Origin of the sequence: Desulfovibrio sp. UIB00 (assembly GCF_022508225.1) — a bacterium.
In the GTDB taxonomy this organism is placed as follows: Bacteria; Desulfobacterota; Desulfovibrionia; order Desulfovibrionales; family Desulfovibrionaceae; genus Desulfovibrio.
In genome coordinates this window covers 156,923-176,659 of sequence record NZ_JAETXJ010000002.1, presented here as the reverse complement: position 1 = coordinate 176,659, position 19,737 = coordinate 156,923, and the positions used below count along the sequence as shown (strand labels likewise).

Annotated in this window: 19 protein-coding genes and 1 pseudogene; 5 read left to right on the top strand and 15 right to left on the bottom strand. The window is 42.6% G+C overall.

Annotated elements, in window-relative coordinates; translation table 11 throughout:
* Positions 1-704: 704 nt before the first annotated feature.
* Entirely contained in the window at positions 705-1,316 is a 612-nt protein-coding gene (locus JMF94_RS03710; protein ID WP_240823834.1) for an RICIN domain-containing protein, read from the top strand.
* 152 nt (positions 1,317-1,468) lie between these two features.
* On the top strand, positions 1,469-2,341 hold the full coding sequence (locus JMF94_RS03705) for a radical SAM protein (RefSeq protein WP_240823833.1): 873 nt from the start codon (positions 1,469-1,471) through the stop codon (positions 2,339-2,341).
* A gap of 86 nt (positions 2,342-2,427) precedes the next feature.
* On the opposite strand, the gene JMF94_RS03700 is transcribed toward JMF94_RS03705, so the two are convergent.
* The 5 genes and pseudogenes from JMF94_RS03700 to JMF94_RS03680 all read right to left on the bottom strand — a co-directional run bounded on the left by JMF94_RS03700 (position 2,428) and on the right by JMF94_RS03680 (position 7,039).
* Complete coding sequence (locus JMF94_RS03700; RefSeq protein WP_240823832.1) at positions 2,428-4,194, bottom strand: methyl-accepting chemotaxis protein; 1,767 nt, start codon at positions 4,192-4,194, stop codon at positions 2,428-2,430.
* 442 nt (positions 4,195-4,636) lie between these two features.
* Positions 4,637-4,815: pseudogene (locus tag JMF94_RS03695) on the bottom strand (transposase); the annotation flags it as partial.
* A 290-nt stretch (positions 4,816-5,105) separates the two neighbouring features.
* Positions 5,106-5,906 carry a lecithin retinol acyltransferase family protein gene (locus tag JMF94_RS03690; protein ID WP_240823831.1) on the bottom strand — a complete coding sequence of 267 codons (801 nt, stop codon included), beginning with the start codon at positions 5,904-5,906 and terminating at the stop codon, positions 5,106-5,108.
* 558 nt (positions 5,907-6,464) lie between these two features.
* Positions 6,465-6,620, bottom strand: coding sequence for a hypothetical protein (locus tag JMF94_RS03685; protein WP_240823830.1), 156 nt, complete (start codon positions 6,618-6,620; stop codon positions 6,465-6,467).
* Between the two features lie 65 nt (positions 6,621-6,685).
* Complete coding sequence (locus JMF94_RS03680; protein WP_240823829.1) at positions 6,686-7,039, bottom strand: DsrE family protein; 354 nt, start codon at positions 7,037-7,039, stop codon at positions 6,686-6,688.
* Positions 7,040-7,200: 161 nt separating this feature from the next.
* Here JMF94_RS03680 and JMF94_RS03675 point away from each other — a divergent pair, with 161 nt between their 5' ends.
* A complete protein-coding gene (locus JMF94_RS03675; protein ID WP_240823828.1) occupies positions 7,201-7,560 on the top strand; it encodes a hypothetical protein in 360 nt (119 codons plus the stop codon).
* 73 nt (positions 7,561-7,633) lie between these two features.
* Here JMF94_RS03675 and JMF94_RS03670 read toward each other — a convergent pair whose 3' ends face one another.
* The 10 genes from JMF94_RS03670 to JMF94_RS03625 form a co-directional block, all read right to left on the bottom strand.
* Positions 7,634-8,710 (bottom strand): site-specific integrase, encoded by a 1,077-nt coding sequence (locus tag JMF94_RS03670; protein WP_240823827.1) that lies wholly within the window; start codon positions 8,708-8,710, stop codon positions 7,634-7,636.
* 8 nt (positions 8,711-8,718) lie between these two features.
* Positions 8,719-8,946, bottom strand: coding sequence for a hypothetical protein (locus JMF94_RS03665; RefSeq protein ID WP_240823826.1), 228 nt, complete (start codon positions 8,944-8,946; stop codon positions 8,719-8,721).
* 176 nt (positions 8,947-9,122) lie between these two features.
* Positions 9,123-9,683, bottom strand: a complete 561-nt coding sequence (locus JMF94_RS03660) for a tyrosine-type recombinase/integrase (protein WP_240824202.1) — start codon at positions 9,681-9,683, stop codon at positions 9,123-9,125.
* Positions 9,684-9,918: 235 nt separating this feature from the next.
* A complete protein-coding gene (locus JMF94_RS03655) occupies positions 9,919-10,332 on the bottom strand; it encodes a hypothetical protein (RefSeq protein WP_240823825.1) in 414 nt (137 codons plus the stop codon).
* Between the two features lie 658 nt (positions 10,333-10,990).
* Entirely contained in the window at positions 10,991-12,727 is a 1,737-nt protein-coding gene (locus JMF94_RS03650) for a hypothetical protein (RefSeq protein ID WP_240823824.1), read from the bottom strand.
* Positions 12,728-13,027: 300 nt separating this feature from the next.
* Entirely contained in the window at positions 13,028-14,338 is a 1,311-nt protein-coding gene (locus JMF94_RS03645) for a hypothetical protein (RefSeq protein WP_240823823.1), read from the bottom strand.
* 10 nt (positions 14,339-14,348) lie between these two features.
* Positions 14,349-15,080: a hypothetical protein gene (locus JMF94_RS03640; RefSeq protein ID WP_240823822.1), complete on the bottom strand. Its 732-nt coding sequence runs from the start codon at positions 15,078-15,080 to the stop codon at positions 14,349-14,351.
* A gap of 36 nt (positions 15,081-15,116) precedes the next feature.
* Positions 15,117-16,478 (bottom strand): phage/plasmid primase, P4 family, encoded by a 1,362-nt coding sequence (locus tag JMF94_RS03635; protein ID WP_240823821.1) that lies wholly within the window; start codon positions 16,476-16,478, stop codon positions 15,117-15,119.
* Between the two features lie 757 nt (positions 16,479-17,235).
* On the bottom strand, positions 17,236-17,601 hold the full coding sequence (locus tag JMF94_RS03630) for a DUF6573 family protein (RefSeq protein ID WP_240823820.1): 366 nt from the start codon (positions 17,599-17,601) through the stop codon (positions 17,236-17,238).
* Between the two features lie 312 nt (positions 17,602-17,913).
* The gene (locus JMF94_RS03625; RefSeq protein WP_240823819.1) at positions 17,914-18,126 is read right to left on the bottom strand and encodes a hypothetical protein; all 213 of its coding nucleotides are present in this window, start codon (positions 18,124-18,126) and stop codon (positions 17,914-17,916) included.
* 104 nt (positions 18,127-18,230) lie between these two features.
* Between JMF94_RS03625 and JMF94_RS03620 the strand changes: the two genes are divergently transcribed.
* Positions 18,231-18,470 (top strand): hypothetical protein, encoded by a 240-nt coding sequence (locus tag JMF94_RS03620; protein WP_240823818.1) that lies wholly within the window; start codon positions 18,231-18,233, stop codon positions 18,468-18,470.
* Positions 18,471-18,672: 202 nt separating this feature from the next.
* On the top strand, positions 18,673-19,710 hold the full coding sequence (locus JMF94_RS03615) for a site-specific DNA-methyltransferase (protein WP_240823817.1): 1,038 nt from the start codon (positions 18,673-18,675) through the stop codon (positions 19,708-19,710).
* The last annotated feature ends 27 nt before the right edge of the window (positions 19,711-19,737 follow it).

The following is a 19,737-nucleotide window of genomic DNA, read 5'->3' as shown; positions in this document are numbered from 1 at the left end:
GTTCCTTCCTTGTTATGCGTGGATCATAAAAACTAAGCCATTCGCCTGCCTCCACAAAAATCGACATCACTATATATTCGGCAACCATTAATATACGTTTAGGGAGATTTTTTAAAAAATATATCTTATATAAAAATGCATTTTAAAATGATTATCTTTTTTAATAAAAAATGATAAATTAATAAAAAAGTTTTATTGATTATAAACCCAATTCTTTTTGCAATATAACTAATCTGAAAGTATCGGCTATCCAAAAAAAAATTTCCAAGCATTCACTGCAGCCATGTTTGCAAACACAACACTTGCACACCATCCTTATTCAATTACCCTGTATTATATGAACTCATACAATTCTCCCATAGTTACTATAAAAATTTTGCCTTGAATAAACTACCTCAAGAAAAAATTGACAAATATTTTTCAGCAACAACATGCAGTAAAGAATAAGTTATTTTTTCAATTAGAACAAAATTGTTACGATAGCTTACTTACGGCATCACCGAAAGCGTGCGTATAGCTATTTACAAAGCAGTAGAACGTGGTGGCATCTAAACAAACATCTAGACCCGCCAATTAAAACTGAGTTAAAAAACCAATAGATATTTACAGCATCCAATGCTGGTTATTATATGATCTGCCTATTTGCCCTCTTCCTTGTTAAAGGCAGCCACACACAACGGCACCTTGCCCAGTAATGAGACCCTATGAAGAACACGCAGAAAGCCATAAAAAAGGCTTCAGGCATGGCCGCATACTCCAGGCTGATTATTCTGCTGACCTTGTGCCTTATTTTTCCGCAAACCGCCCTTGCCGCTATAATTGCGGATGGCGACTACCTTGTTCAGATGGCAGACAGCAATCTGGCAGTAGTTTCCAGCGGTATGACAGTGAGGGAGCGGGTTACACTTGGACAGAACGAACAGGCGGGCATATGGCGCTTTGAGCACCTTGGCAACGACTTCTACAAAATTATTGCACCCAGGCTGGCAATGGTGTTGGATTCATCTGAAAGCAAAAAATACAATGGCGTTCCTATCATCATATTCCCTTGGCACGGCGGCAGAAATCAGCGTTGGAAGGTCATTGCAAAGGAAGAATTTTACACTCTCACCAATCAAGAAACCAGCCTCGCCCTTGACTTAAAAGGCAATGCGCAACGCGCGGGCACGGTTTTTCAGGGGTATGCCGAGACCACCTCGCGAGGACAACTTTTTCGTCTGACTCCAGTGGACAGACAGAACCCACCAGCAACGGTACGCGACAGCAATGAAAAACCGCTTGTCAAATCCTTCAGCAACGGGCCTGCGGGCCAGTAGATGAGCCCAAAAGACGAACTCTGCGGCACTCGCCCGCCACACCAGCGAAGAAAAAACCGACAGATGGGATAGCTGGCGCATATGGTAAGAACTGCGCGACGCGTCAAGACAATAACAGCTGCGTTGCACAGCAGTCAGACGGGAACAAACAGATGCATTTTGTGAAAGCAAAGGAAATTTTATCCGCTAAAAACGGCATGAATATCTATCGCGGATGTTCGCATGGATGTATTTACTGCGATTCGCGCAGCGCTTGCTATGGCATGGAGCATGAGTTTGAAGATATAGAAGTAAAGGAAAACGCCATAGAGCTGCTTGATAACGCACTTCAGCGCAAACGCAAAAAGTGCATGATTGGCACAGGCTCCATGACAGATCCATACATTCCGGCAGAAATGGAAATCGGAAATGTCAGAAAGGCCTTGTCGCTGATACATGAGCATGGCTTTGGCTTTACCGTGATCACAAAGTCAGATCGGATACTGCGCGATCTCGACCTGTTGCAAAAAATTCATGAAAAGACCAAATGCGTTGTTCAGATAACCCTGACCACACACAATGAAGATTTGTGCAAAAAGCTGGAACCGAACGTAAGCACCACAAAGGAGCGCTTTAACGTGCTGCTTCGCTTGCGCGATGCAGGGATACCGACTGTGGTATGGCTTTGCCCCATACTCCCCTTCATCAATGATACAAAAGAAAATATCGCGGGGATTCTGGAGTACTGCGCCGAGGCAAATGTGCGCGGCATCATTAATTTTGGCATGGGAATGACGCTTCGCCAGGGGAACCGGCAATACTTCTATAGCCAGCTTGATCGGCACTTTCCCGGAATGAAGGAAAAATACATCCGGGCCTATGGCACGCAATACATACTGAGCAGTCCAAACAACAAATACCTGATGGACTTTTCCCGCCATTACTGTTTGCAGCATGGCATCATGCATGAGCCTGAGCCGATTTTTCAATATATGAAAACTCTTGAAGAAAAGCAGGCCCACAGGCAACTGAGCCTCTTCGGGTGACGTAAAGTCCACATAGAGCCAGATCATCAAACAAAAAGACCGCCCATATTCCTGAGCGGCCTTTTGAATACACGGGCTGAGGGGGGTTATCCCTTCTTCATTTCAACTATGAGGCGCTGTAATGCTTGGGACTGCTGCGCAAGGTCAGCCACAGCCCTTGATGCCTGATCCATTGCCTGAGCAGTTTCAGACGAAATGGTTGCTACCTGTTCCACAGAATGATTGATCTCTTCGCTTGCTGCGGATTGCTGCTCACTAGCCGTTGCAATGGACTGAACCTGGTCGTTGACCATGTTGACAAATTTCAGAATCTGCTTGAGCGATTCACCAGACGTGACTGAAAGCCTTGCGGCTTCTTCAATGGACACACCAGTCACCTCCACGTTGTGGATATTCTTGCGCGTACCTTCCTGAATACCTGTGATGGCCTGCCCCACCTCTTGGGTAGCGGTCATGGTCTTTTCAGCAAGCTTGCGCACTTCATCGGCAACCACAGCAAATCCACGCCCGGCATCACCTGCACGAGCGGCTTCGATGGCGGCGTTCAGAGCCAGCAGGTTTGTTTGATCAGCAATATCGGCAATCACACCCATAATCTGCCCGATACCTTCGGCCTGCTTACCCAAAGCATCCATGTCTTCCTTAATGGCAATGGATTGGGAGTGAACAGATTCAATACTTTTAACGGCATCAGTGACAATTTTAGAGCCTTCCTGGGCCTGCTGCCGCGCCTGATGAGAAATGTCAGCAGCCTGTTGGGCATTGCGTGCAACTTCCAGAACTGTGGCGTTCATTTCTTCCATGGCGGTTGCGGTTTCGCGCACACGGCTAGACTGTTCATCTGCCCCACGACTGGATTGTTCAATTTGCGTGGAAAGTTCTTCTGAAGCAGAGGATACGACCTGGACAACCCCCTCAAGCTGCTGCGCAGCCTGAAGCATGCCCTCGGCCTTGGCGCGTTCAGCTTGCTTTCTGGCTTCTTCAGCTTCTACCGTCGCTTTTTGGGCTCGCTCTGACTCTTCCTTGGCCTCGAGGCTCTTTTGATCGGCTTCGGCAATCTTTGACTTCAGTGTGGCAACCATCTGCTTCATGGCCCCAAACACGCCAATCTCTGACCGGCGGGGATTAAACTCCGCGTTCAAGTTTCCACCGGCAATATCAAGTGCAAGATCAGAAAGGGAAGCAGGCTCGTCGCCAAGCTGACGCAGCATATTTCGTGCGAGAAAATACCCTGCGCACAGCCCTACAAGCACCGACATGGCAATGCCTGCCACTGTAATCCAAAACGCCTGCTGGTACATGGCCGCACTGGAATCATTAAGCCGTTTGGCAGTATTGATTTTGGAGTCAACAATTGTCTGGATTGTTTGGGCAAGAGCGCGTTGTTTGTCATTGCCGAGGGTAGACGAAAGCTTTTGCGCTTCTTTATTGGCGGCCGGGTCAACATTCCTTCCCAGCTCAACCACCCGATCATGGGCAGCGCGCCACTCTTTCGCAGCAGCATTAATGCTTGCAAGCAGTTCATAGCCACGTGTTGTAACGAAATAGTTTGGCAAATCCTGTAGAATACTGTTGTACTCTTTGTATTCGTTATTCAAAATTTGCAAATACTTTTCTATCTCTTGTTCATCGTCGCTTATGATTAGATTCTTCTCATCTCGCACAATACGCAAAACAGTTATATTTAACGCACGTGTTTGATCTAACCCTTTCATATGCACATTATATAGCGTGTTTAAATCAAACGTAAGTTTTTGCAAACTTCTTACCGCGTATCCACCTATTGCAACTGGGAATAGCGAGAGCAGCAAACACAAACCAAAAAGTTTCTGCATTGTAGAAATTTTTCCCATAACATTCCCTCCGTCATGCTCATTAAAACATATATTCAGAAGCTTTGAACCATGCATATTCCATCAATAATAGATCGGAGGATTTTAATAAATATTTATGCTGGTCATAAAAATTTTTCTCATAAAATATCATGATGAGATTCATATAAATAAACAGTTAAGCATTACGATTCGTGAACTTCATAGACACCTTTTATATAAAAAAGGCAATTTTACATTATTTATCACAAAAGCATCAGTTAACACACAAAAGGCTGTACAAATTATCGAATACTAGCACACCATTGAGTTACTGCATTTTTTTCGACCCTGGTGATAATTCGCGATAAATTTAAATTGATATCTAACAGTTTGGAATTTAAAAAATCTGCAAATCTCCACTTTGGGCAGCCCTACCTCAAAGATGGGGCATACACGTTCAGGCCGCCACCTTTGCCCGAGATGGCATTAAGCGACCTTCCAGAATATCTACTCCTTTGTACTTACAAAGACTCTGCAAAATTTTCTTTTATACTATCGCGCAACTGAACAAATATTATTTTCCGACGATACAGGCGTGAGCACGATATGATACGTGCACAGCCACTTTGTGTGAGCTAAGCTTTGGGCCTTGGTTCCCATAATAAAAACACCCTCCTTTAAATGTTACGATGGGCTTGAACAACTTCATCGTACAGGAAGGGTGTTTTTTTGTGTATAACACTTTATTTCCACCCACATAGCGGGCGATTCTCTGCTTCGCGCACAAGTGCGCTCAACTGGCTAAACCACAATAAAAAGACCGCCCATTTCTGCGCGGTCTTAGGTTACGAACACCAAAAGAAACCTTGTTTAGCTCAAAAGGGACCACAGCCCCTGCCCGCGCAGACCATAGCAATACACACCAGCAGAGCACACAAAAAATCACATAGTTAGTCTGTGAGCAAATCAAAAAGCTTTTTCGCACAGTAGCCAACTCCAGCGGCTACAGCAATTGGGGCCACAACGACACTTGCCACGCTTGCTGCACCTACTGCAGTAACGCCCGCTACGACGGATGTCCCCGCTACAACAGATGTTCCAACAGCAGCAGCACTTCCGACTGCAAGTCCTGCACTTAACCCCACAGCGGTGGATGTTGCCGATGATGTTGCGGCAACGCTTGCAGCTGTACCAATGGCGCCTCCAACCACTCCCGAGGTCAGCACTCCTCCGGTTGTAGCTTCAGCCGTAAACCCAAGAGAAGTGAGCGCCGACAACAGCGCCCCAGATACTGCGTTTGTCGTGCTGTTCAGCGTAATAAGCCGCTGTACCGCACCTGGATTTTGAACAAAAAACTTTAATACTGACTCTGGAATTTTCCCTGCCTGATACTCTCTCCAAGCAGCACTCATCGCATGAAAAGCCATTGCACTGGCCGCTCTAACCTGCTTGCTTTCTTCAACACCAAACTTGCACCACATTACAAAATGCTCACAATTATCAAAAAAAACATTATATGAATCTTCACCAATACGAGATTCAGCGCGACTAATAGCTTCTTCATTAGTAAAAACACTTTGTCTCATATGCTGGACAACGCTTATGCTTGCACCTTCAGAAAATTCTTCTTCCGTGGAAAATTCGACTCCGTTTCTATTTTTGTGAATTACCATTCCATTTCCAACATACAAGCCATGGTGAGTATATCCAACACATTGAATCCTGAGATGATCACCCGCAGAAAAGCTCATAGTGCCCCCCCTCAATAGAACTTGAAATGCGAAAGACAGCCTATACCTAACATATAGACTGCACGTATTAAATTCAACAATTAACGCTCAAAAATTTTCAACCAAGTCAGGCATCCTGGGGCTCCCCCAAAACACCTATAGTAACTCAACAAGCAATGATTACTACCGATATCCCTGCTATTAGGCCGCACTCACTGCTACAGCACCTGCCCCCGCACCAAATCACGCACCAATCGCCCCCATGTCCGCAAGCGTTTGTATCGTTGATGCAACTTTTTAAGTTATGGCCATGTGGCGCTATATTTTTAAATATATATCATATAGTTACATGAATTTTTCCAGAAATTCTACCACACGCCACTTTTGGCGATCCCATTCAACGCAAGAAAGGGATAGTCGGGTTTTCACCTAACTATCCCTTTTTCTTGGGTATATGGTCGGAGCGAAAGGATTCGAACCTTCGACTTCCTGCTCCCAAAAAATCAACCTTATTTATAATCATTACAAATACTTATACATTATTTATACGCTCATACAAGTTCATGTGGCTCGCACCAATCACGCCACATACACTTTGGCGTTTTTGGCGTATCTTTTGGTGTTTTTGGTGAATTGTTTGGCGTATTTGGTGTACACTTTGGCGTTTTTGGCGTTCTTTTCATGGAACATCAGCTGCATCATTTTTGGCGTTAAAAACTGCTCACCTGCGTTCATACAAAAAAAATGACCCTGAACTTAATCGCCCAAGGCCACCTTTCGATCTATGCCGATGGATCCGATTAGAATGAGAACACCTGAGCTTCTTCTGCAAGCTCTATCAACGTCACACCCGTGCTGATGAAGAACCCAGAGGGCAAATCATCTTCACCGATCATGCGAGTGGCTGCGCAAGGTTTACAGACGAGGATCTTCCCTTTTTCTTGGACGACCTTCATATACGGCAGCAATTCATCACCAGTGGGGCATTTGACTCGCTCAGACATGCCGAGATTAGCAAGGTAAACAGCATCGTCCACCAAGAAAACCGTTACATCATGACCCTTCTCTGCCGCAATTTTCGCAAATTGGAAACAACGCACTGCGCGTGTTGAATCTTCAGGGCCACGAGAAAGAACAAAAAGGAATTTCTTCATGCTAATCTCCTGTAGTAATTTTATGAATTTGAGATACCTCTGAGATTAGAACAATGCAATATAATATCATTTTACTATATTTTATTCATCTAATGTGCATCAAAAACTATTTGTAAAAAACTATATCAAGGCATATTTTACTGCAAATTTAAGGAGGTCATATGAATTTAACGTCCTTGGCATTGTTACTTCTGGCATTAATCTGTTGTCCTGCTGCTTCACATGCGGGGACTCAGTGCAGCCCAAGCGGCATGACTGAGTCGATGTGGAAGGAAGGCCCTGATCAATTTGAGGTTTATGTAAACAAAGGAAACGATTCTGAAGTCATAGCAAACTGGAGTCAGGCTCAAGCAAAAGACATTTCATGTACCTTCAAGCTCGGAAAAAATAATACGATAGTTGCTGTTCATGGAAAACACGACTCCAAGAATGACAAGCAACGCTGTGAACTGCTGGCAAAAAAAATAAGCTCTTCATCGCATCCCTGTGCTCAAGAGGCGATAAAAATTCTAGCTCGCTAATATGTTGAAATTATTTAATCCAGAAGATGGCCCTGAACTTAATCGTCCAGGGCCATATATCGACCAGCTTTCGCTAAAGTGAAGGCTGCGGAACTATCGACTGCCCAAGAGGCGGAAGTTCTGGTAACAGTGCCACTGCCCGTTCCTTCTCGCCCTCAAGGTATTGGTAATACACGTTGGCGGTCATTGTTACGCTGGAGTGGCCCAGGAGCTTTGATACAGCGGCAAGGTCTGCTCCGTTTGACAACATGAATGTTGCAAACATATGCCTCAGGTCGTACATTCGAACGGAATGTTCAATCCCTGCTCTGCGACAAGCCATTCTGAACGCTTTCTGAATCCGATTAACCCGCTTGCCACGGTATTCAATGATGAATTCTGTCAGGCTGATAGCCCGCATTTTCCTCAACCGCTCAAGGAAAGCATCTTTTACCGGGATGACCCGGTAGGTTTTAGTTTTCCTGCCATACACCCGCACCTGCTTCCGCTCCCAATCCACATCGATCCAGCGCAGCGAGAGCAGCTCTGAGTCGCCCGAACGCACACCAAGGTTAAAGCACACTTCGATTGCCCATCTCACATGAACATCGGCATGCTTCATGATCCTAGCAACATCCTCAAGCGTGATCTGAAACTGCCTCGGCGGTTCCTTCGTTTTGTGCCACTGAGTCATCGGATTTTGAGCCATCAGACCATTTGCCACAGCATAGTTGAAGATAGTCCTCAGAAAACAACAATACCGATTAACGCTTGCTTGTGAACGTACTGCACCTGTTCTGCTGCTTGGAATTGACCGCATATGGTTAATAAATGGAACTATCCCGTCAGAATAGTTGATCATATCAAGTGGCATCAACGGCCCAAAGTGCTTGTAAAGCAGGCTTGTCGCCATGTACTGCACATTGCTGATGTGCGACTGGCTTTTACCTTGAGCACGCAGGTGGTCTAGATAGCTATCAACAGCTTGCCTCAGCACAGGGCCAATGGGCTGTTGGACAAATGGAACCAAGGCGCGGGACTTCATCGCCGCGTCAAAAGCATAAGCAGCGGCTTCAGCACTGGGGCCGTACCCGAAGGATTTATCGTGCCGTTTGTTATCTGGCCCTTTGTAAGCGCAGCCCCACCGGCCATCACGCTCGTAAACACTCATAGTGCCTCCTAGGAAGTCGCCCCTGATGTTTTCAGTTCAGCGCGTAAAGGAGCGACGGGAACTATATCACGAGAGCGCATAGCCTCGTCAAAAACTTTTGCGGAGGCTTCAGCATCCGGGCCACACTCAAAAGAACGTTCCTTGCGCTTGCCATCGACACTTTTGAAAACAACAATCCAGTGACCATCGTTGCGTTGATGAACCGACATAATTTTCACTCCAAATTTACTAGACAAGTTTACCTCCAACACGAAGGGTTGAAGAGAACATAGCACCCCCATGAAAATATGGCAAACTTTGTCTCTTTGTTTTCAGCTAGTTACAGATATTCATACACAGCTTCATCACCTCATACACTTTCTGGATCAAGCCTCATTACACGGAGGCACTGAGGCCCTGAAAATATTTTTGATCAAATAGCATTGAGCAACACTTCCTCTACTTCCTCGGCTTGGATGCCCAAGTACCTCCGAGTAACTGCGGGGTTCGAATGGTTCATCCTTTTCGCGAGTAACTCCCACGATACACCATAGAGCTTTCGTTGCTGGTAGCACCACGTCTTACGAAGGGTATGAGCACCGTAATTGCCGGCCAGATTGATTTCATCGCACCAGCCCTGAACCATGTGCGTCACAGCATATGTGCTCAGCGGGTAGTTCCAACCTTTCCGGCTCTTAAACAGGAACTCACTCGGAACACGCTTCTTATGAAAGGTCAGGTATCGTTGCACGGCATCATAAATTTCCTGGTTAATGATGAGCACATTTTCTTTCTTCGTCTTCTTTTCCAACACAGTTACACGATCTCCAACTACAGCATTTTCAACATCACTCACACGCAATGCCAAAATATCTTGAACTCGTAATCCTGCGTTGATACCCATTATAAATAGCAACATATTTCTCGGATTTGATGACAACAATCGCTTGATGCGCTTAATATCCTTCAGATCAGTAATTGGCTGCACCTTCATGATCATGTACTCCAATTTACGTTTCGTTATGAAAAGTCCAAGAATTTGGACATTCATTTTGGGGACAGGAATAGGGTTTCCCTTGGAACTCCATATAACAGGCTGAATTTATTTGATTTCAACCCGTCAAACATTTGAATGTCCGATTCTGGTACAAATCGGTCGTTCCATTTTTAAGCAATTCCGCTTGCTTAAAATGAAAAAGCCACCCCATTTTCAGAGGTGGCTCATTGCCTTACTCGCTAAGCTCAGTAGAAGCATCTTGCGAAACTGGTTTCGTTTCCAATCCGAGATGAATCAGGATGATCTTATTATCTTCCACCACCACATCAAACTCGGTTTCAGGCTTCAGGGGCATGCCTTTGAAATCAATATTGGGCATCCTCAATCGGATTTCACCACGGCTATTCACGAAGGCCTTGCGGCGATTCTTGTCATACAGCCCAGGTACTTCGTAGAACTCCTTATCCGTAGCGATCAGTTTCAAAACGTGATGCTTCAGAATCTGCTTATGACCAATATCCATTGCCAGCATGATTTCCGAAGCGGTTTTGCCGTTCCGAATCAAATCCCGCAACACATTTGCATCATACTTTGATTCCTGCTTCTTAACCTTATCAACACTTGAATCAGATGATTTCTTACTCATACTATCCTCCATTAAGATTATTTTAATGAAGAATATCTGTATATTTAAGCAATAAAAAAGAGTGCGTGAACACTCTTTGATTAAATCCTACTCTTCAAGATGGTGACTATAATTTCAACTACAATCTTTCTGAACAACTTTGAATTCCTTGCTATGAATTGTAGCTTCCACAATTGCATTGCTAAATTCAACTTGAACCTCCATAAACAAGAGCAGCAGCCAATTTTACTTGACCACTGCCCTTGCCGTTAATTAATATTTAACTAAAATATCTATATTATTTGAATCAAAATGAAATCAACTTTAATTGTATCTTGATGTATTTTGTATTTCGCTCCTCCTTATAAATGAAAATTTCTTTATGTAAATTTAATAATATCATTACAAATTGGAATTTAATTGGAATTTCTTGAACATGCTTGATAACCTGTATCTTACGCTTGAACGGCACGAATACCACCAATAATTTTAAAAATACTTTATATATTATAGTTTATAAAAAATTATAAATTATAATTAATAAGTTTTTTTAAAAATTACTGGTGTTCAAGCTCCAGTTACATGGATCAAGCTCTACCAATCACCTCACCTAAAATATAATAATTATTGTAGTAATCAAAAAGAATATTTTATTGGAGAAAAGGAGAAATCAAATCCATTAAAACAGATCAGTTGGGATTCCCAAGCTAAGCGTTTGAGCCGCTTTAATCAGTGGGAATACTTCAGAAACATACGATGGATCAATTTTCAAGCGTTCAAGATCATAATTTAAAATCAGTGAGGTACGATCTACAACAGTTGCGAGATTAACGGCAATATACTGATGACCATTCGCCTTCTTAGTTCCACAAAGAATTAATAAACCTGCACTATAAAGTAATGCTAAATTATTCTTAATCAATTTGGCAAAATTTGCTGAATTAATAGGGTAATTACTAGTATCATCTGATGTAGCCAATAAGTAATTAAACAGTTCACTCATTGTGAATGCGCAAATATGGTGAGTATTCAGCAGGGTAAGCAAATCATTGAGAGGATCTGACCGCTTTATCATATCAGATGATTCGGAAGTTGTTAAAGCTTCTAAAAACTGCCGATAAATATCACTAGAAAAACCAATTGCTTCAAAATATGCTTGTCCGAGCAAGTCAAAATCAGCATGACGTTTGATACCTAATGGTTGAAACTTATGATAATTCTTCAAAATAATACTCGCCAGATTACACAATTCACCGCGCACACATGGCAAAAGAAGTTCCAGATCAGATCTAATTTCGAGTTCAGACTTCAAAACCTGCTTAGGTTCGATTTTAATGAACGCGCAACGAGCTTTAAAATCACCATTGAGCCTTGGAATTGAAACTGAAGTCAAAATTAATGGACACTTCATCGATATTTCAATAGTTTCAGTATCAGAATAATTTTTCTTTTTTGTGTAATATCCGTTAGAATATGAAAGACAAAATTGATCAGAAATTGAGTTACTCAATGACGAGAAGTTATCAAATAATACTATTCCAGAACGATCAAGAGTCAGTGCTAAATCAAGTGCGTTATTATGAAGAAATTCTCCAACACCAGGATCAAATATCGACTTTAATGCATTGGCAAGAGTAGTCTTTCCACTTCCAGCAGGGCCATGCAAATACAGAATAGGTGTAGGAATTTCTGCAAATAAGTAGCTAACCAACGTCATCAAGATCCAGTGGCGTTCAATACTTGAAGTAATTCCGAACAAATCAAGGAACATTTCACAGGAACTAATTCCAGATGATGAATATTCTATCTTTTCAATCGGCCTTGTCTTTTCATTGCATACCAACAACACATCACCTGGAGAACCAATTTTTACTGAATGCCCATTAATAATAACACAACTCCTATTTTGAAAACCTAAATTCCAAACAAGTTCACCATTAATAACTCCAAACCTTGTAATACTTTGAATTGGTAAAGAATTATTCTTTGCATAACTTCTTATAACAATCATAATTGATTTCAAGTTCATCATGCTTATTGGCCCAGATGGATCAGCCATATAACTTTCTAAAATAAACGCTTCAAAATCACCGCTTGCAACATCCAGATACTTTTCAACTCCAGATTCAATAACTTTTACATAATACACTGAGTTCTTATAGTTAAAATATTTCAGTGTTTTTAAATATGTAATTGCTTTAACCTGAATACTCTCTTTCTTTTTAGACTTTTTATTCGATTTTACATCATCTTTAACGGCAGGGGTGTTAATATTCAAGAAAGGATTTACACTTTGTGAGCGCGCTTTATTTTGCAAGTTATTTTCTATTGCAGGCTCATTTTCAAAACACTCAGGAAATAAATCTTCGAATCCATACGGCACTTTTTTCGAATAATCCTCTTCATCATCACGCATAATACTTCTCCATTTGTTTAAGTTAATAATACATCTTGCATGAACAAATTATGTCGAGATATCAATTATTCATAATCTTTCACGCAAGATTACCTGTAACGCTCACTAATTTTATATTTATACAAAACTTCTGTACAATACAGATGCAGGGCTACATAGTTTAGGCGGCATATAACCGCAGAAACGGGCGTGATTAGCTACCACGCCCGTTTCTACCTGCAATCAACAGCTTCTAATCACCATATATCGAATTGAATTGACTTATCTTTTTGCCGTTGAATTATTAAAACAACATTCCCATCAGCATATCATATTGGGGAACCCTATTTCATTAATGACTTTCAGCATCAGCTCCTCCGCAACTTGAGGATTGCGTCCGTTAACAAACCAATTATGCCAGCGCCAAGAACGCTCAAAAGTTTGCTGGATCGATTGTTGTACCGAACGGGTAAAAACCTGTGGATAATCTCGACTCAAATCGTCAAGGACTTTCCCAATGCAACTAATGAGACCTGTCGGACTTGTTGAACGTTTCATCACTGATACCAAATCATATTTCTTAATGAGCATTTCAAAAAATTTATCCAGCTCAAGATTACTATAAACATTAAATGGCCCAAATGATCCTGCATTCTGCAACCTAAATCCATTATTTCTTCTATCAATTTCTTCCAGTATTACCTGTACATGCTCTGGGCTTGTTGCAACACTATGAACTATAGAAATTGGAATTTCACTTACAGAATTATATACTTCAAGGTTGCCATCTTTTAAATTAAAAAATGGAATTTTCTTATTCATTCTTGCGACTTGCATCGGATTAATTGAATCATAACTCATTGCAACAGTTGAGATACCTGCGAGATATTCCTGGAATAATGCTTCCAGAAAGGCAATGTGGAAACGATCCTGCGGCGAATAAATGCCCAAAAAGTGCAGCCGAAATTCTTTACCGACAAAGCTACTATTTAAGTATGAATTAAGAGCATGATAACTCATTGCTGTGAAGGGTGAAAACCGAATTCCTGTTGCTCTTTTTAATCCCACCATCCCCCCAATAGCATGGTTGCGTACATACCTCCCGAGATCCAAATTTTTGTAAAGATTGTTCCACATTGTAAACTGGCTAGTCATCTTAAAATGCCAGACAAAGTAGTACTTTGCTTGCAACGCTTGATTCGATTCAATAATTCTAATTGCTGAATTTAAATATCTTTCATTTGCAGAATATATATCTTTTTTATTATTGAAGCCATGATACTTTGCACTATACGGCATATCAAGAGAAAAAATATATTCATATGTTTCATATTCACTTTCAAAATATACGGCATAACAGTCAATGAGCATTTGAATTAAGCTTGGTTCTATGTCTTCCCGCAGAAAAGAATAACCACCGCTATCTGTTAAAATCTTTCCTCCAACTGGCACGGTGTTCAACGTTGAAAACTGGCGAATATCCGCTGTCACCTGCTCTATGGTGTGCAATCCAAAATCTGCCTGCTTTAATCCTCCAACTAAAGAGTGCAGAGCGTTTTTAGTTTGCCGCGTTATGGCGAGGTCCAATGCCCCCTGATTTTGCTGTCCTCCAGCCACATAGACGTAGTTCATCACATTCTCCTTAGTTTATAGTGCCTTCATGCAATAATTCGTAGGTGGTCAGTGCATTAACCATATTTGAGCGTGAAGAAGTTTTGAGCCACACCCCCTCCTCGTTGCGCCAAAGACTCAGAGTCAGCTCTAACTTTCCTGCCAGAGACAGGAAATGGCTTGATACGAAAACGGCATCAGACTGCTGACCGGACAAAGTTTCCAATGATGCTGGGCACAAAGTGTATGGCTGTTTCCCGCGTGGGATTATCTGCTCAAGCTGCCCACGAAAGCTCAGCAAGTTTACAAGTTGTGCCTTGCCCACAAATCTCAAAAGCCCGCCAGGATCTACAACCCGCACATCTTCCCCCAGTTTCTGAGCACCTTGCAAAAATGGTGTTTCTACGAGAGGGGCAGCGTGGGATGATTTTAAAAGTGTCCCTGCTGTATGGCTCCCGCAAAAAAACAGCTCGTCCTCCTTGTCATAGATCTTGGCATCAGAGCTTGTGATGAACGAGAGCTGCTGAAGATGGTGCTCTGTGGCTATGATGCTTACTGTAAAGCCCTTTGGGTTGCTGAAAAAATTCTTCGCATCCAGCTCTACAACAAAGTTGTTACCCCCGATTGTTTGCGTAAGGCAGCCATCTTGAAAATGGAGTGGCTGTGGGCCGTGAATTTTAACAATCATTTTCAATAATCTTACGAATGCTTTGAGCCGTGCCGGTGCAATTGTGCATAACAATTTGCTATTGCCTGTTTCCATGCTAACCTCCTCGTTCGGTTCTATTGGTTTTCGAAATTATCCAGCTCGCAGAGCGAGACCGCTCCAATATCGGGTTGTCTTGTCGCGCACTTGTATGAAGCCTCTTGAACGCATCAGTTCGCCAAACTGGTGGAGGCCCAGTGGCTTTGTGCAAGAGCTGTTTGCCCATTCGGTATAGCTTTCGAACAACATGCGAATCGGCACCTTTTTTTCAGACGCACTAGCGGTCTTTTCTTGCAGGAAATCAGCAAGCTGATCGCTGTCTGCGAAATACTTTTCGGTTGCGTCCCTGACGCATTGGGGTGGTCTAAGCCCTATTTCAAGCCAAGATTGGAAGCCCTGAACTGCCCAATTCAAAATTCCTTCTGCCTCGGCAGCGAATTCGGCTTCGATTTCTTCCTTCCGGCGCTCGCCAGTAAACTTGGCTAAAAATGGCACAATTTGGAGCCGCCGATGGATACCATTGTCATTGCCAACAAAGCCCGGAAGTTGGTTGACTGCCATCAAAATCTTTGCATTGGGCTTGAATTGCACAGGATTTTCCCGCATTGCTCGCGCAGAGATTTCATCGCCGCCAGTCAGCGATTTGATGACCGCCTCGTCAAGCGCCTGTCCCTTATTAACTTCGATGGCGAAAGCAGCACGAACACCTTCCAGTTGGCGCAAATCACAACGGATGCCGTGAAACCTGCTGTTTAAAATCGATCCGGTTCCAAGCGTCAAAGAATATTCTGGCCCCAATATGGCACGCAACCGACTCAGGAAAATGGACTTTCCGTTTGCCCCGCAGCCATGAAGAATTGGCAGCACTTCTTCCTGGGTGCTTCCTGACAGGCAATAGCCAAATAGACGCTGGAGATATTTGGCAAGATCAGCATCACCGCAAGTTATTTCTTCGATAAATTGCGTCCACTTAGGGCAATCTTTTTCAGGATTCCAGCTGATTGGAGCTATTTTCGTAACGAGTTGATCTGGGGCGTGCGGAGTAAGAATTCCGCTTCTCATGTCCAGCAGACCATTTGCGCAGTTGAGATGATACGGATCTGCATCTAAGCCACCAAATTTACACTGAATTTCAGGATTCAGACGAAGATGCCAAATTGCCTTTTCGATCATGCCCTTGGAGCGAGCCTTTACCAAAAATTTGTCAAAATCCTTGCCGGTTACAACCTCACCATCAGCTGTGGTCGTGATTGCGTTGCGGTCAAACTCTTCGCCGAGATGCTCCACGACATCCTTGACTAAAGCCTCTGCAACATGACGCTGACGGCAGTACCGCGTACCGTCCCAAGCCAGCAGGGTTGAGGCATCCACCAGATAACGCAGACGATCACCGAATTTTTGAAAACACCGCGTTGCGATGCCGAACTCATCGAGACTTTCAATAGTTTTTATCATACAGTGTCCTCCGTAATTTTTTTAGCATGCCGAACACGAGCAGATCACGCGCGACCAAAACCAGTGAATCACCACTACCCGTACACCCTGCTCATAGGCTCTGAGCAAACTCTAAGCGAGGCGTTGTCATCTTTGTCACATCCAAAAAAATTGTTAAAATCTAGAATGTTACACAGAAAATACAAGCTAGGCTTGTGACAATTGGTTTAGCCATGTGTACAGTGCGCGTGGCATTAGACCAGTGCAAAGAAAACACAGCTGGCGTGCCATACCAAAAAAGGCCAGACCAAATTCCGAGGCTTCCCTACGGAATTTGGCTGACCAAATTAGGTGCTATTTTTTTTGGTGAATAGAGGCTGTCTAACAGCCGAGACTGGGACAACAGACAATGCGCGTTAAACATACTTTCGCCTTTGTTGCTGTTTAAGTTTAAATTTGGCAACTAATAATAGAATCTGTGGAACTATCAGTTTTGCATCAAATTTTAACTATAAACAGCGCGTGGGGAGACACGCTGGCGAATATAATGTTTTTTTAGTTGCGCTTCTTGTCGGTTGCCTCCTTGCGTGAGCATCAAGAATGAACTTGGAGTCACAGTGAGATATATTTGAGGTCATGGCAGTTTCCCCACTGCCATAAAAATCTACTTGCCCCAGTTTTAAATGGCCGTCAATATTTTTCTCAGAATTTTCAAAAGAAAAGCCGTATCCCATCGATACGGCTCATTTTTTTTAATCGTCTTCGGGAAGCATTATAGTCAATACAGGCTCACCAGAATCACCAGGGCAATTGCAGCGATAACTTGCACGAGTCGAGGTTCAATGCCCTCCCCCACTTCCATGTCGAAGCTCACATTAAATGTGATCCGATCTGTGTGGGGCCGTGCCATGATCTTCAGCAGCAGAATCAATAGCAGATCGATCATACGCGATTCGGATGTTTGTCCAGATTCAACCAATTTTGCACTTGGCAGAATGTAGCCGTTAAAAAGCGTTGCTGTAACTGCTACTGGAACAATGAATCCAAAATCACTTACAAAGTCTGATACATCTACCAGAACACCATCATCAAGAGCTTTTTGTCTGGTGTAACAACAAATAAGCTGCCAATCTTTACAATCCATTAATGCACCTCCAAATAGATTTTTGATAAAATATCTATTTGAAAGTGTTCAATATAAAGTACATTTGCGCATAAACATGACCTTGCCCGTTAGTATATAAAAACGGACATTGGGCCATATTTTGATTTTAAAGCGATTTTTTTCAGATCCTAGCCCAACCTGTATCCCAGAGAAAAAATCTCAGGAGGGCTTAAATATGGCCCAGGAAAAGTGCTTAGGGAAGATTGTGGGGCTGGAAATTTTTGATGGGCCGGGGAATTTCCAAAAGAAAAATCCCACCTGCATGGGATTTTGTTAATAGCTCAATATTCGCTACTTCTTTGATGGATCAGTGGTCGCTCTGACCAGGTAATATGCGGTAAGAATTTTGCTATCATCAGCACTGCTCGCGAATGCTTTCAAATACTTACGCGCTTGCTCTGGGGTGATGCCCCTTACCTCTTTAGTCAAAAATTCATTCAAGGTCATTCTCATTGCCGCAGCCACTTCTTGAATAGCTGCCAAGTGAGTTTCTGTAATTTCCATTCTGCAACTCCTCCAATGCAGAATATAGTAAATAGCTATATTTTTATATAGATGCAGAATGTGACTTTAACAGATAACTTACAAACCATTTATGGAGATTTACGATGGACCAGAATAATAATCTTATGCCGTTAAATGATAAAATTACCGATGATTGTATTCCAGCATCATTAATATTTCAAGATGAAGCTGCCTATTGCTTACAAGATACATTTAAGCTTACCAAAGCAATACTAAAATGCCAGTTGGACATTTTTGATCAGATTGGTTCGCTTTTGGCTGAGCTTCAGGAACAGGCCAGGCAGGAGGCAGAGGAAGGTGGGAATGAGGGTGATGAAGTTTGAGTATTGTGGATAGATGGGACTCCTTGAGGTTTATTTGAGGCAGCAATTAATTTTCATGAGGGGCCCAAAACAATCCTTGACGATTTAGTGGTGAACAAGTTAATTTTTTATTTATTATCAAATACACACGAAGATTACGTTGAAATCGCCATATTACCCCTTGAACACATATGGCCCCTAGAAAGTGTGACTTTCGTGATAGATGATCATGACCTTAAAACAACTGTTTCGAAACGTATTCTGGCAGGCCCAAGGGTGTACTGTGCGTAAAATAATAAAAAAAAATGATGATTGTTCTCGCAATAGAATTGCACATTATTATAAAACTGATTTTGGAGAAATGTTACATAGCTCTATTGAAGATGCTCTTGCAAATGCTCCCTTGAAAAATTTAAAGGGTAAAATAAATTTAATTTTGACTTCCCCCCCGTTTCCCCTCGTAAGAAAAAAGCGATACGGGAATGAGACTGGAAAAGCTTATGTAGATTGGCTATGTTCCCTTTCAAATGGATTGACAGAACTCTTAACAGAAGATGGTTCAGTCATCATTGAGATTGGAAACGCTTGGGAAGCAGGTATTCCAACAATGTCGACATTGCCACTTGAAGCCCTTCTTGCTTTCAAAGAGGCATCAGGACTTCATCTATGCCAACATATAATATGTCATAACCCTGCTCGCCTTCCCGGCCCAGCGGCTTGGGTAACCCTGAGAAGGATTCGACTAAAAGACTCATATACTCACGTCTGGTGGCTATCAAAAACACCCTATCCCAAGTCAGATAATCGTAAGGTCCTCAACCCGTACAGTAAAGACATGCAACGACTGCTTAAGACGCAAAAATATAATGCTGGGATGCGTCCATCTGGGCATGTGATTTCTGAGACTGGATTTTTAAAGAATCATGGTGGGGCAATTGGCCCAAATGTTCTTGACACAACAGGAATACATTATCCCGAATCACTCTTAAAGTTTACTGGAACAAAATGGGATGCTGAATATAGAGAATTTTGCAAAGATAATGGACTACCATCTCATCCAGCCAGAATGCAGTCTGCGTTAGCTGCTTTCTTTATACAATTTTTGACAGATGAGGGTGACTTAGTTTTTGATCCATTTGGTGGATCAAATACTACTGGCTCTGTGGCGGAAGAAATGCACAGAAGATGGGTTTGCGTTGAGGCTAATGCTGACTACATAGAAGGGTCACGCGGTAGATTTAAATTTTTTAAAGATAGTTAAAAATTTCGCGCGTTAAATGCATGCTGA

What these genes read in the sequence shown, in the direction of transcription:
- JMF94_RS03710 (WP_240823834.1), top strand. Translation starts at nt 705, where the DNA reads ATGAAGAACACGCAGAAAGCCATAAAAAAGGCTTCAGGCATGGCCGCA.
- JMF94_RS03705 (WP_240823833.1), top strand. Translation starts at nt 1,469, where the DNA reads ATGCATTTTGTGAAAGCAAAGGAAATTTTATCCGCTAAAAACGGCATG.
- JMF94_RS03700 (WP_240823832.1), bottom strand. Translation starts at nt 4,194, where the DNA reads ATGGGAAAAATTTCTACAATGCAGAAACTTTTTGGTTTGTGTTTGCTG.
- JMF94_RS03690 (WP_240823831.1), bottom strand. Translation starts at nt 5,906, where the DNA reads ATGAGCTTTTCTGCGGGTGATCATCTCAGGATTCAATGTGTTGGATAT.
- JMF94_RS03685 (WP_240823830.1), bottom strand. Translation starts at nt 6,620, where the DNA reads ATGAACGCAGGTGAGCAGTTTTTAACGCCAAAAATGATGCAGCTGATG.
- JMF94_RS03680 (WP_240823829.1), bottom strand. Translation starts at nt 7,039, where the DNA reads ATGAAGAAATTCCTTTTTGTTCTTTCTCGTGGCCCTGAAGATTCAACA.
- JMF94_RS03675 (WP_240823828.1), top strand. Translation starts at nt 7,201, where the DNA reads ATGAATTTAACGTCCTTGGCATTGTTACTTCTGGCATTAATCTGTTGT.
- JMF94_RS03670 (WP_240823827.1), bottom strand. Translation starts at nt 8,710, where the DNA reads ATGAGTGTTTACGAGCGTGATGGCCGGTGGGGCTGCGCTTACAAAGGG.
- JMF94_RS03660 (WP_240824202.1), bottom strand. Translation starts at nt 9,683, where the DNA reads ATGAAGGTGCAGCCAATTACTGATCTGAAGGATATTAAGCGCATCAAG.
- JMF94_RS03655 (WP_240823825.1), bottom strand. Translation starts at nt 10,332, where the DNA reads ATGAGTAAGAAATCATCTGATTCAAGTGTTGATAAGGTTAAGAAGCAG.
- JMF94_RS03650 (WP_240823824.1), bottom strand. Translation starts at nt 12,727, where the DNA reads ATGCGTGATGATGAAGAGGATTATTCGAAAAAAGTGCCGTATGGATTC.
- JMF94_RS03645 (WP_240823823.1), bottom strand. Translation starts at nt 14,338, where the DNA reads ATGAACTACGTCTATGTGGCTGGAGGACAGCAAAATCAGGGGGCATTG.
- JMF94_RS03640 (WP_240823822.1), bottom strand. Translation starts at nt 15,080, where the DNA reads ATGGAAACAGGCAATAGCAAATTGTTATGCACAATTGCACCGGCACGG.
- JMF94_RS03635 (WP_240823821.1), bottom strand. Translation starts at nt 16,478, where the DNA reads ATGATAAAAACTATTGAAAGTCTCGATGAGTTCGGCATCGCAACGCGG.
- JMF94_RS03630 (WP_240823820.1), bottom strand. Translation starts at nt 17,601, where the DNA reads ATGGATTGTAAAGATTGGCAGCTTATTTGTTGTTACACCAGACAAAAA.
- JMF94_RS03625 (WP_240823819.1), bottom strand. Translation starts at nt 18,126, where the DNA reads ATGGAAATTACAGAAACTCACTTGGCAGCTATTCAAGAAGTGGCTGCG.
- JMF94_RS03620 (WP_240823818.1), top strand. Translation starts at nt 18,231, where the DNA reads ATGGACCAGAATAATAATCTTATGCCGTTAAATGATAAAATTACCGAT.
- JMF94_RS03615 (WP_240823817.1), top strand. Translation starts at nt 18,673, where the DNA reads ATGATCATGACCTTAAAACAACTGTTTCGAAACGTATTCTGGCAGGCC.